Origin of the sequence: Streptomyces sp. MMG1533 (assembly GCF_001279775.1) — a bacterium.
Lineage (GTDB): Bacteria > Actinomycetota > Actinomycetes > Streptomycetales > Streptomycetaceae > Streptomyces.
Genome location: NZ_LGDG01000225.1, coordinates 1 through 12,468, shown reverse-complemented (window position 1 = coordinate 12,468; position 12,468 = coordinate 1). Strand labels below are relative to the sequence as shown.

Below are 12,468 nucleotides of genomic sequence, written 5' to 3'. Positions count from 1 at the left end.
GTGCTGCTCGGATCGGTCGGTACGGCCGTCCCCTGGAGCTGCTGCCGACCGTGCTGCCGGCCAAGGGCGTCTCTCCCCGAACGTCCTGCAGAACGCGTCGGGTTCGGCCCGTCTCCTCGGGTCCACGGGCGTCAGGAGGGGATGACCTCCTCCCGGACCACAGCCGCGGAGAGCACCGGATCGAGCCACCGGTGCCGGACGCGGTGGACCGGTCGTTTCAGTCCTGCGGTATCCGAGCGTGCCAGACGAGCGTGGTGCCGCCTTCGGGAGGGCTGCTCACTTCCAGTTCGCCGCCGAATTGCCGGGCCCGTTCGGCCATGTTGCGCAGCCCGCTGCGCCGGCCGTCCGGCGGAATCCCCACCCCGTCGTCGGCGACCGTCAGCCGCACGTCACGGCCGGCCGTCGTCAGGACGACGTCAGCCCGGCCGGCGTGGGCGTGCCGGGCGATGTTGGTCAGGGCCTCGGAGAGCACGGCCACCACGTGGTCGGCCACGCCCTTGGGCACGTCGGTGTCCACCAGGCCTTCCATGCGCACGCTGGGGGTGAAGCCCAGGACCGGCGCCGTCTCGCCGACGATCCGCACCACACGCGCCCGCAGCCCGGATCCGGCGGCGCCCTCGCGCGAGCGCAGACCGAAGATCGTCGAGCGGATGATCTTGATGGTCTCGTCCAGGTCGTCCACGGCCCGCCGGACCCGCTCGGAAGCCTCCTCGTGCTCGATGAAGCGGCCCGCGCTCTGCAGTGTCATCCCGGTGGCGAACAATCGCTGGATCGCCAGGTCGTGCAGGTCCCTGGCGATCCGGTCGCGGTCCTTGAGCACCGCGATCTCCTCGGCGTCCTGGCGGCGCGCCGCCAGCTCCATCGCGATTGCCGCCTGCGCGGCGAAGCCCTGCAGCAGCTCGGTCTCCTTCTCCGAGAACGCCGCCCGACCCGACTCGCGGACCAGCAGAACCACGCCTCGTACCCCGTCACCCGTGCCGATGGGGACCGCAGCGGCCGGACCGAGTCCCGAGAAACGCGGTGGCCCGGCCGATACCCGCGTGTCGTGGGAGACGTCCGGGCTGATGACGGGAGCCGCGTTGGCGAAGGCCTGGCCGATCAGGCTCTCGTCCACCGGCACCACGAGTCCACGGTGGGCTTCCGCGTCCCGCCCGATGGCGAGCTCCACCGTGAGTGATCCGGTGTCCTCCATCGGCACCGCCACCACGGCGAGGGCCGCGCCCGTGATCTCCCTGGCCCCTTCGGCGATCAGGCCGAGGACCTCCATGCGCTCGCTGCCGGACATCAGACTGTGAGTGATCTCCGCGCTCGCCCGCAGCCAGCGTTCACGCAGCCGGGACTCCTCGTACAGGCGGGCGTTGTCGATCGCCACACCGGCCGCCACGGCCAGCGTCGACGTCACCGAGACGTCCTCCTCGTCGAACTGCGCACCACCCCGTTTCTCGGTCAGGTACAGATTGCCGAAGACCTGGTCACGCACCCGGATGGGAACGCCGAGGAAGGTGTTCATCGGCGGGTGGTTCGGCGGGAAGCCGTACGACGCCGGGTGTTCGGAGATTTTGGCGAGGCGCAACGGCTCGGGCTTGCGGATCAGCTCCCCGAGGATGCCGTGGCCCTCCGGGTACGGGCCGATGCGGGCGATCTCCTCCGCACTGACGCCGACCGTGTGGAAGGCGGACAGCCGCTTGCCGTCGGGGCCGATCACCCCGAGGGCGGCGTACTCGGCGTCGACGAGCACCGCGGCGGCTTCCACGATGCTGCGCAGTGCCTGCTCGAGTTCGAGTTCCCGGCCGACGGAGAGCACCGCTTCCAGCAGGCTGTGCACCCGGTCGCGGGTGCCGCGGGCGGCGTCCAGACGGGCCTGCAGTTCCTCCAGCAGCTCGTCCAGCTTCAGCTGCGGCAGCCGTAGGCGGGCCTCTGACTCCTCGGAGCTTCCCACCTGCGTACCTCCGGTCCCCTCGACGCACGGACACCCACCGCGCCGGTCACGTGCCACGGTAATCTCCCGCGGCGGGTGACGGTACGGAATCGGGTGTGCGTGGTGGGCCGACCGGCCGTTCCGTCGGCATGACGCCTTCCGGCAGGCTCAGGGCATCAGGTGCAGGCCGTAGATCGTGCGCCCGCCGACAAGTTCGCGCCCGGTCACCAACTCGGGCTCGATGCGGACGAAGACCTCGTCCGGGGCGGGCACCCAGGAGCGTGGGCCGGTCCGGATCAGGCGTGCGTGCTCGGCGGGGTCGGTGACGACAGTGGCCGGCCCGGTGACGACGACGCTCCAGCCCGAGTGCGCCCTCACGTCGACCTCGTCGGCCTCGAAGGCGACCACCGCGCCGTCGATCGCGCGGACCAGTTCGGACGACGCGGAAGTACGCAGCATCACGGCGTTGTCGTTGTCCAGAGAGAAGTTGACCGGCTGCACGGCGGGCAGGGCCTGGCGTGTGTGGACGATGCGGCCGAGGACCACCTTCGCCAGCAGCCGCAGGCATTCCTGCCGGTCGAGTTCACGGAATCCGTCATTGGGGTACATCAGCGTCGTCTCTCACCAGATAGGAAGGTTGGGCGTGACCGATCCACGTCACACAGTGATCCGGCGGCCGGTGACGGCGATCGGATCCACACGCACCCACTGGTCGCGGCGGCCTCCGGCCCAGGGCGTGCTGTACGCCCGTTGGGCGAGCCGGCGTGCCTCGTCGGGATCCGTCACGGTCCGCGCGTGGCCGCGGACCAGCACGCTCCAGCCCCGGCTGAACACCTCGTCGATGTGGTCGGCCTCGAAGGCCACCCGGCAGCCGGTCGCCAGTGACGGCGTCGCTCCGGCGGCTGTCCTGAAGACGACCGCGCCGTCGACGACGCTGTAGTTGACCGGCACGATGACGGGACCCGAGGCGGTGGACAGCGCGAGTCTCCCCACTCCGTGTGTCGAGAGCAGGGCTCGGCACTCGTATGTGCTCAGTTCCCTGAACTCAGGGGTGCGGGCAGCCTGTCCACGGCCCGGCGGCAGATCGACGTTGCCACCGGTCAGGTCCGTCACCGTCGTTTCCAGGGCGCCGGCCAACTTCAGGAGGACACCCCCGTCGGGCGCCGCAGTGGCGTGCTCCTCCAGGTGCCGCAGGTAGTTGGCCGCCATGCCCGCCCGGGCGGCTGTCTCTGTCCGGTTCAGGCCGAGTTGTTCGCGCCGCGCGACGATGCGTCGGCCCAGGTCGCCCACGTGCCGTACCTCCGCTGCGCTCGCCCGCTTCTGTTCGGCCATGGCCGGTCACGTCCTCTCGTCAGGCCTCGCCCACGGCGACGACCTCGTGCTGCTGCCCGCCGAGTACGACCTTGAGCGCGCCGGTGTCGGCGGCACGGGCGAAGACGTCGTACGCCTCCTCCATCCGGTCCAGCGGGAAGGTGTGGGTGACCAACTGCGAGGTGGGCAGCCGCCCGGCGGCCGCCATCCGCAGCAGGGTGGGGGTGGAGTAGGTGTCGACGAGACCGGTGGTGATGGTCACGTTCTTGATCCACAGGTCTTCGAGGTGGAGGGTGGCCGGCTTGCCGTGCACGCCGACGTTGGCCACGTGTCCGCCCGGCCGCACCATGCGGGTGCACAGCTCGAAGCTCTCCGGCACGCCGACCGCCTCGATGACCACGTCGGCGCCGAGCCCGTCGGTGAGGTCGGCGATGAGCTGTTCCGGGGCCTCGCGGGCGTCGGCCACGGCCTCGGCGCCGAGTCGCCTGGCCGCCTCCAGCCGGGCCGGGGCCAGGTCGACGGCGACGATCCGCTCGGGCGCGAACAGCCGGGCCGTGGCGATCGCGGCCAGTCCGATGGGGCCGGCCCCGACGACGGCGACGGTGTCTCCCGGACGTACGTGTCCGTTGAGCACTCCCACCTCGTACGAGGTCGGGAAGATGTCTGCCAGCAGTACCGCGTCGTTGCTGTCCAGGTCGCCGGGCAGCGGGTGGACGGACAGGTCGGCGTAGGGCACCCGGACGTACTCGGCCTGGGTACCGTCGATCAGGTGGCCGAGGATCCAGCCCCCGCCGCCCCGGCACTGGCCGTACATGGCCTGACGGCAGTAGTGGCAACGCCCGCATGCGGTGATGCAGGAGACCAGGACCCGGTCCCCGGGCCGCACGGTGCGGACGTCGCTGCCGACCTCGACGATCTCACCGACCGCTTCGTGTCCCAGGACCGTGCCGGGCTGCACCTCGGGCACGTCGCCCTTGAGGATGTGGAGGTCCGTGCCGCAGATGGTGACGGCGTCGACGCGCACGATCGCGTCGGTGGGGTCCTTGATGCCTGGGTCCGGGACATTTTGCCAGGAGGACTGTCCGGGGCCGTGGAAAACGAAGCCTTTCATGATGCTCCTCACGCCACTCGGTCTTCGGCGGAGCTCGGGTGACCCCGCGGCCCGACGGCTGCCGGTACGAGCCTGTCGCCGGTACTGTGCCGGGATTGCCCCGCAGATCCAGCTTGTCCGGGCGGCCGTCGTACCGCTTGGGCCGGTCGGCCCCCATCGGCGGCCGGACGGGGTCGTCGTACGGCCGATGCCCGGCGGCGAGCGAGCGAAGATGTCCTGCGAACCACGGCGGCCCCGGTGCCGGGTGACATCCGGGCACCGGGGTCGCGACGATCGGACGTCGTCTCCCTTCCTCCACCGCTCTCCGTCTCCTCTACCGCTCTCCCGCTCCTCTACCGCTCTCCCGCTCCTCTACTGCTCTCCCGCTCCCCTACTGCTCTCCCGATCCTCTATTTCTCTCCGTCCGTCACCTCGTCGGCGACGCGCGCCGCCCACGCCTCGATGTGAGCGGCGTCCCGGAAGTCCCCGCCTTTCCCGGAGCGGAGGATCATCCCGGCCACCAGCCCCTTCGCGCCTTCCTCGAGGCAGCCGCCGAACGTGACGTGCCCGTTGGCGTCCAGCTGCGTCATGACCCGCTGCACACCGGGCACGGGCGGAATGTCCCGCTCGGAGGCCGAGGCGTCGAGCGGGCCGCTGCTGAAGAGCCAGAGGGGGCGTTCGGCGAGAGCCCGCCGGTGGCGCCGGACGAAGCGGCGGGCGTCCTTGTGCCAGCGTCCGGCGTACAGGCCGCCGCCGACCACGACTGCGTCGTACGGTGCCACGTCGGCCACGGACCGGGCCGGCAGCGCCTCGGCGGTCAGGCCGTCCTTGCACAGGACCTCGGCGATGGTTTCGGCTATCTGTGCGGTCGCACCGTTCGTCGTTCCGTAGGCCACCAGTACCTTGCCGGTCATGGCGGTCCGCCTCCTCTCACAGCCGGCGCAGCCAGTCGTCGGCCACGCCGTGCAGGGCCTGCTCGTCGGGCTGCAGTCGCGCGTCGTCCAGCCGGTAGGTGAGCTGGTCGACCACGGCGACCACGCCGTCGATCTGGCGGGTCATCGAGACGGCGATCTCCGTCTCGCTCTTGCGCTCCATGTGGCCGGCGAGCGTGACGACGCCTTCCGTCACGGAGACGTCGATGCCGCGGGGAGCCAGCCACAGCGCGCCTACCAGCACTTCCTCGACCACCTCGCGCCCGATCTCGGAATCCGGCCGCAGGAAGACCTGGAGCAGGTCGCGCCGGGTGACGATGCCGACCAGCCGCTCCGCCTCGTCGAGGACCGGCAGCCGCTCCACGTGCCTCTGGGCCATGGTCCGGGCTGCTTCGACGATGGTGTCGTCGGCGTGCACGGTGACCGGCGGTTCGGTCATCAGCTGACCGGCGGTACGTGCCTTCGCCTTCGCGGCCTGTCGCCGGGCGCTGCGGGTGAGCGCCACGAGCCTCGGGCGACGCCTGGGCTGTTCGTAGGGGTCGGGCGTGGCCGCCTGGCGCATCACCAGGTCCGTCTCGGAGATGACGCCGATGACCTTGTCGTCCTCGTCGACCACCGGCAGTCCGCTGATGCGGTGATCCGCGAGCCGCCGTGCCACTTCCTTGAACGGGGTGCCGTACTCGGCGCGAACGACGTCCGTGGTCATCACGGAGCCGACCTTGTTGTGCTTCATGTCCGTTTCCTCCTCAGCGGAGCCGGCGCAGATAGGGGTCTTGGGGTCGACGCGGAAGCAGGCGGATCCGCGCGTCGAGCACGGTGACCTGGCCCGGCGTTGCGAGGACCGGGTTGAAGTCGGCTTCGGCGAGCTGCGGCAGATCGCCGGCCAGGCGGGAAAGCCGCAGGAGCAGCTGCTCCAGGTCTTCGAGGTCGACGGGTCCGCTGCCGCCCGCCCCGAGCAGGAGCGGAGCGCAGCGCGGGGACGTGATCAGGTCGTGCACGTCGTGGTCCGTGAGCGGGGCGAGCCTGGCGGCGTGGTCGGCCAGTACCTCCGTGGCCGTACCGCCGAGCCCGAACAGGACGAGCGGGCCGAACACCTCGTCCTGGACGACACCCGCGAACAGTTCGGTGCCGCGGGCCGCGAGCGGCTGCATGACCACGCCGGTCATCAGCCCGGCGAATCGTGTCTCCAAGTCCCTGAAGGCGGCGCGCACCTGGGAGTCGCCGCGCAGGTCGAGGTGAACGGCGTGCTGTTGGGTCTTGTGCACGAGCCCGGGCCAGTGGGCCTTCATGACCACGCGGCCGTCGAAGCCGCGCAGCCGGTCGGCGGCCAGGACGGCTTCGTCCTCGGTCTCCGCCCAGGCCCACGGGATCTGCGGGATGCCGTAGCAGGCCAGGAGGTCGGCGCAGGTGCGCGGGTCGAGCCAGCCGCCGTCGATGGGGGTCCCCCCGGTCGAGCGAAGCCGAGACTGGGGGAGTGCGGCGAGGTAGTCATCGACCACTCGGCGGGCCCGCTCGGCCTCGATGCCGTCGAGGTCGGGGACCGTGCCCGCGGGCCGGGCGAGCCAGGCGGCGCGATGAGCGGCATGGGCCAGGGCGCGTGCGGCGGCCTGGGGTTCGGCGTACGAGGGGATCGTGCCGCCGTAGGTGGCGGGGAGCAGCCGGACCGGCAGGTCCTGCTCCAGGCGCACCACGACGACCGGGCGGGCCGGGCGCCCGGGCGCCCGGGTGAGGGCCCGCACGAGGTCGTCGCCGGTCGCCTGGGCGACCGCCGTGGGCACCAGGGCCACGAGCACCGCGTCGATGCCCGGGTGGCGCAGGAGCCGTTCCACGCACTCCTCGAGCTGGTCCTCCGTCACCGCTGCGGTGGCGTCCACCGGGTTGCCGGCGGCGGCCCCTTCGGGCAGTACGGCGAGCAGGTCGTCGACCAGCGCGGGAGTCGGCGGCGGCAGGGCGAGTCCCGCCTCGGCGCAGGCGTCGGCGGCCAGGACGCCCGCGCCGCCCGCGTTGGTGACGATCGCCACGCGGCTGCCCGTCGGCAGGGGCTGGGAGTGCATCAGGGCGGCGGTTTCCAGGAGTTCGCCGACCGACCGGGTGGCGGTGATGCCGGCCTGGGTGAACAGGGCCTGCCGGGTCATGGTGCGGGTGGCGGCGGCCGCGGTGTGCGAGGCGGCGGCCCGCCGGCCCGCGTCCGTGCGGCCCGCGTCGACGGTGAGGACCGGGATACGTCGGGTCACGCGGCGGGCGGTACGGGAGAACGCCCGCGGGTTGCCGAAGGACTCCAGGTGCAGCAGGGCCAGGCCGGTGCGGCCGTCGCTCTCCCACCACTGGAGCATGTCGTTGCCGCTGACGTCGTACTTGTCGCCGAGCGAGACGAAGGACGAGACGCCGATGCCGAGGCGGGACAGCCCGTCCAGCAGGGCGATACCGACCCCGCCGGACTGCACGGCCACACCTGCCGAGCCGGGGCGCGGATGGTCGGCGGCGAAGGTGGCGTCGAGGCGCAGGTCCGGGTCGGTGTTGGAGATCCCGAGGCAGTTGGGGCCGACGAGTCGCATGCCGTAGGTGCGGCAGGCGGCCAGCAGCGCCTGTGCCTGGTCGCTGTCGAGACCCGCCGAGACGACCAGCAGGGCCCGTACCCCCGTCTTCCCGCACTCCTCGGCGGTGGCCGGGACCGCGGCGGCGGGCACGGCGATCACCACGAGGTCCGGGACCTTGGGCAGGGCGCTGACGGAGGGGTAGGACGGGACGCCCAGGATCGCGCGGACACCGGGGTTCACGGCGAAGAGGCGTCGGGTGAAGCCGCCCGCGCGCAGATGGTGGAGGATCGCCCGGCCGACCGACCCGGGCCTGCGTCCGGCGCCCACGACGGCGACGGCGTTCGGGCACAGCAGCGGCCCGAGGCTGGCCACGTCGGCGGCCCGGCCACGGGCCTCCACTGCCGACAGATAGGTGTCGTCCTCGGTGAGCAGGATGGTGCAGCGCACCTCGGGCCCCTCGAAGTGGCGTGCCACGCGCAGGCCGAGATCGGAGAAGAGGCGGAGCACCTCGTGGTTCTCGCTGAGTGCGTCGGCCGTGAAGGTGGTGATGCCGTCCGCTCGGGCCGCCGCGACCAGGTGTTCGATGAGCAGGGTGCCCACACCGCGGTGGTGCAGTCCGTCGGCGACGGCGACGGAGATCTCGGCGGAGTCCTCGTCGTCGCCCGTGTCGTACTCGGCGAGACCGATCACCTGGCCGTTCGTCTCGGCCAGCAGGGCCCGGTAGCCGGGGCGGGCCGGAGCACAGGCCCGCTCGGCGGCCATGGCGGCGGACCGCCGGCTCGCCGCGAAGAACCTCAGGCGCAGGTTCTCCGGTGACATGTGCTCGTAGAGTCCCTCCAACTGGTCGTGGTCGTCCGGCTCGGCGGGGCGTATGCACACGGTGGTGCCGTCCGCGAGCAGGGCGTGGAGCGGGGGTCGGCTGAGCACGTCGTCCGTCATCCGGGGTCACCTCCAAGGTTTGTCCACTTCGAGCATCCACCGGATCGGCGGGGGGTCCCATGGGCTGTCCGGGTCGGGAAAGAGGGCCGGTCGGCCCAAGGCTGCGCTGGTCGTCCCCGGTGCGGGGCGGGGACCGGTGGTCGTCGGCACCGGGCCCCTTGGGATGTGTCAGTCGTCCGCGACCAGGGCCGTGAGGTCGAGGAGCCGGTTGGTGTAGCCCCACTCGTTGTCGTACCAGCCGAAGACCTTGACCAGGGTGCCGTTGGCCTGGGTCAGGGCGGGGTCGAAGACGCAGGAGGCGGGGTCGCCGATGACGTCGCGGGAGACGATCGGGGCCTTCGTGACGCGCAGGACGCCGTTCAGCGGACCCTCGGCGGCCGCGGTGAACGCCGCGTTGATCTCGTCCACGGTCGCCGCGCTGTTCAGCACCACGGCGAGGTCGGTGAGCGATCCGTCCTCGACAGGCACCCGGACCGCGATGCCCTCGAGGGCCCCGGCCAGCTCCGGCACGACGAGACCCACGGCGCGGGCGGCTCCCGTGCTGGTGGGGATGATGCTCAGCGCGGCCGAACGGGCCCTGCGCAGATCCTTGTGCGGGCCGTCGAGCAGTGCCTGGTCATTGGTGTAGCCGTGGATGGTGGTCATCATGCCGCGGTCGATGCCGAAGGTCTCGTGCAGCACCTTGACCATCGGGGCGACGCAGTTGGTGGTGCAGGAGGCGGCCGAGACGATCCGGTCGTGGTGCCGGTCGTAGGTGTCGTCGTTGACGCCCATCACGATGGTGGCGTCCACGCCCTTGCCCGGTGCCGACAGCAACACGGTGTGGGCGCCGGCCTTCAGGTGCAGTCCGGCCGAGTCGCGGTCGCGGAAACGCCCGGTGGACTCGACGACGATGTCGGCGCCGTAGTCGGACCAGTGGAGGGACGACGGGTCGCGCTCGGCGGTGACGGCGATGCGCCTGCCGTCGACGATGATCGAGCTGTCGTCGTGGAGGACCTCCCGTCCGATGCGGCCGAACGTCGAGTCGTACTCCAGCAGGTGGGCCAGGGTGGCGGGCGGCGCGATGTCGTTGATCGCGACCACGTGGGCGTACTGGGTGCCTGCGTCGGCACGGTCGAGTGCCGCGCGCAGATAGGTGCGGCCGATGCGGCCGAACCCGTTGATGCCGACGCGTACGGTCATGGCGGTGAACTCCTTCCGTTCCGGAGGGACCGGGGTCAGGCGTTCCAGCTCCAGTCGGCGACTTCGGGCAGGTCGGTGCCGTGTTCGCGGATCCAGGCGTGATGGCGGGTGCGGACGTCGACCATCTGCTGGCGTACGGCGGCGGCACGCACGCCCAGACCGGGGACGCGGTCGATGACGTCCATGACCAGGCGGTGGCGGTCCAGGTCGTTGCGCACGACCATGTCGAACGGCGTGGTGGTGGTGCCGGACTCCTTGTAGCCGCGCACGTGCAGGTTCTTGTGGCCAGTGCGGCGGTAGGCGAGGCGGTGGATGAGCCACGGATAGCCGTGGTAGGCGAAGATCACCGGCTTGTCGGTGGTGAACAGGCCGTCGTACTCGAAGTCGCTCATGCCGTGCGGGTGTTCCTCGCGTGGCAGCAGCCGGGTCATGTCGACCACGTTGACGACCCGTACGGCCAGCTGGGGCAGGTGTCGACGCAGCAACTGCGCGGCGGCCAGCACCTCCTGGGTGGGCACGTCCCCGGCGCAGGCGAGTACGACGTCGGGCTCGCCTCCGTTCTCCGTGCCGGCCCAGTCCCAGATGCCGACGCCGCGTGCGCAGTGGGCCCGCGCCTGGTCCATGGACAGCCAGTCGAAGCAGGGCTGCTTGCCGGCCACGATCACGTTGACGTAGTCCCGGCTGCGCAGGGCGTGGTCCGCCACCGACAGCAGGGTGTTGGCGTCGGCGTCCGGCGGCAGGTAGACCCGGACGACCTCGGGGCTCTTGTTGAGGACGTGGTCGACGAAGCCGGGGTCCTGGTGGGAGAAGCCGTTGTGGTCCTGACGCCACACGTGCGAGGTGAGCAGGTAGTTCAGCGAGGCGATCGGGGCCCGCCAGGGCAACTCCCTCGATGTCTTGAGCCACTTGATGTGCTGGTTGACCATCGAGTCGACGATGTGCACGAACGCCTCGTAGCAGGAGAACAGCCCGTGCCGTCCGGTGAGCAGGTAGCCCTCCAGCCAGCCCTGGCAGAGGTGTTCGGAGAGGATCTCCATCACCCGGCCGTGCCGGTCGAGGTGCTCGTCCACCGTGAGCGTCTGCGCCTGCCAGGCCTTTCCGCTGGCGTCGAAGACGGCCTGCAGCCGGTTGGAGGCGGTCTCGTCCGGACCGACGACTCGGAAGTCCCGACGGATGCGGGTGTCCTCCATGATCCGTTCGAGGAGGTCTCCCAGGACCCGGGTGGGCTCGTGCAGGGTGGTTCCGGGCTTGTCGACGGGCACGGCGAAGTCGTCGAGGGACCTGACGGGAAGGTCCCGGACGAGCAGGCCGCCGTTGGCGTAGGGGGTGGCGCCGAGCCGCTTCGTACCGTCGGGTACGCAGGCCAGGACGTCCGCCGCAGGGCGCCCGTCGGGGTGGAACAGCTCGGTCGGGCGGTAGGAGCGCAGCCACGCCTCCAACTGCCTCAGGTGCTCCGGGTTTTCGCGTACGCCGGACAGCGGGACCTGGTGGGCGCGCCACGTCCCCTCCACGGGCTCGCCGTCGACCTCGGCGGGGCCGGTCCAGCCCTTGGGGGTGCGCAGCACGATCACCGGCCAGTGCACGCGCTCGCTGACGCCGTCCTCGCGTGCCGTGCGCTGCATCACGTCGATGCGTTCCAGCGCTCGGTCGAAGGCCTGGGCCATCGCCCGGTGGACCTGCATCGGGTCGTCGCCGCTCACGTGGATCGGCTCGTGGCCGTAGCCGCGCAACAGCGCGTCCAGCTCGGCCTCGGGGATGCGGGACAGGACGGTCGGGTTGGCGATCTTGTAGCCGTTCAGATGCAGGATCGGCAGCACCGCGCCGTCATGCACCGGGTCGAGGAACTTGTTGGAGTGCCAGGAGGCCGCCAGCGGCCCGGTCTCCGCCTCGCCGTCGCCGATCACGCAGGCGACCAGCAGGTTCGGGTTGTCGAAGGCGGCACCGTACGCGTGCGCCAGCGAGTAGCCGAGTTCTCCGCCCTCGTGGATCGAGCCCGGTGTCTCCGGCGCGACGTGGCTCGGCACGCCGCCCGGGAACGAGAACTGGTGGAACAGCCGCTCCATGCCCGTCGCGTCCCGGGACACGTCCGGGTAGGTCTCGCTGTAGCTGCCCTCCAGCCAGGCGTTGGCCAGCACGGACGGTCCCCCGTGGCCCGGGCCCCAGACGCACAGGGCGTCGAGTCCGCGCGCCTTGATCACCCGGTTGAGGTGGGTGTACACGAGGTTGAGGCCGGGCGAGGTGCCCCAGTGGCCGAGCAGTCGCGGCTTGATGTGCTCCGGCTTCAGCGGCTCGGTGAGCAGGGGGTTGGCCATGAGGTAGATCTGGCCGGCGGTCAGGTAGTTCGCGGCCCGCCAGTGGGCGTCCAGGGTGCGCAGTTCGTTGTCGGAAAGTACCGTGGCGTTCTGGTGTTCGACCTTGGACATGGGTGACTCCGTAAGTCATCGACGTAGGTCATCGGGTGGTGGAGGCGGCATGGCGGGCAAGAAGGCGGAGAAGGTGCCGCGCAAGACGTACGAGGAGGAACTGCTGCGCCTGCAGACGGAGTTGGTGAAGCTGCAG

At 71.2% G+C, this 12,468-nt stretch carries 9 protein-coding genes and 1 pseudogene; 1 reads left to right on the top strand and 9 read right to left on the bottom strand.

Going from position 1 to position 12,468, the window contains the following annotated elements:
• Positions 1 to 217: 217 nt before the first annotated feature.
• From ADK57_RS26325 to ADK57_RS26285, 9 genes are all read right to left on the bottom strand, one after another.
• Positions 218 to 1,939, bottom strand: a complete 1,722-nt coding sequence (locus ADK57_RS26325; RefSeq protein WP_053752055.1) for a GAF domain-containing sensor histidine kinase — start codon at positions 1,937 to 1,939, stop codon at positions 218 to 220.
• A 147-nt stretch (positions 1,940 to 2,086) separates the two neighbouring features.
• Complete coding sequence (locus ADK57_RS26320; RefSeq protein ID WP_053752054.1) at positions 2,087 to 2,527, bottom strand: pyridoxamine 5'-phosphate oxidase family protein; 441 nt, start codon at positions 2,525 to 2,527, stop codon at positions 2,087 to 2,089.
• A 48-nt stretch (positions 2,528 to 2,575) separates the two neighbouring features.
• A complete protein-coding gene (locus ADK57_RS26315; RefSeq protein ID WP_053752053.1) occupies positions 2,576 to 3,250 on the bottom strand; it encodes a helix-turn-helix domain-containing protein in 675 nt (224 codons plus the stop codon).
• 19 nt (positions 3,251 to 3,269) lie between these two features.
• Positions 3,270 to 4,340, bottom strand: coding sequence for a zinc-dependent alcohol dehydrogenase family protein (locus ADK57_RS26310; RefSeq protein ID WP_053752052.1), 1,071 nt, complete (start codon positions 4,338 to 4,340; stop codon positions 3,270 to 3,272).
• 389 nt (positions 4,341 to 4,729) lie between these two features.
• Positions 4,730 to 5,233 carry a flavodoxin domain-containing protein gene (locus ADK57_RS26305; protein WP_053752051.1) on the bottom strand — a complete coding sequence of 168 codons (504 nt, stop codon included), beginning with the start codon at positions 5,231 to 5,233 and terminating at the stop codon, positions 4,730 to 4,732.
• 16 nt (positions 5,234 to 5,249) lie between these two features.
• Complete coding sequence (locus tag ADK57_RS26300) at positions 5,250 to 5,984, bottom strand: CBS domain-containing protein (RefSeq protein WP_053752050.1); 735 nt, start codon at positions 5,982 to 5,984, stop codon at positions 5,250 to 5,252.
• Between the two features lie 13 nt (positions 5,985 to 5,997).
• Entirely contained in the window at positions 5,998 to 8,727 is a 2,730-nt protein-coding gene (locus ADK57_RS26295) for a bifunctional GNAT family N-acetyltransferase/acetate--CoA ligase family protein (RefSeq protein WP_053752049.1), read from the bottom strand.
• Positions 8,728 to 8,895: 168 nt separating this feature from the next.
• Entirely contained in the window at positions 8,896 to 9,909 is a 1,014-nt protein-coding gene (gene gap / locus ADK57_RS26290) for a type I glyceraldehyde-3-phosphate dehydrogenase (RefSeq protein ID WP_053752048.1), read from the bottom strand.
• A gap of 35 nt (positions 9,910 to 9,944) precedes the next feature.
• Positions 9,945 to 12,332, bottom strand: coding sequence for a phosphoketolase (locus tag ADK57_RS26285; RefSeq protein ID WP_053752047.1), 2,388 nt, complete (start codon positions 12,330 to 12,332; stop codon positions 9,945 to 9,947).
• 49 nt (positions 12,333 to 12,381) lie between these two features.
• Here ADK57_RS26285 and ADK57_RS49245 point away from each other — a divergent pair.
• Positions 12,382 to 12,468: pseudogene (locus tag ADK57_RS49245) on the top strand (polyphosphate kinase 2); the annotation flags it as partial.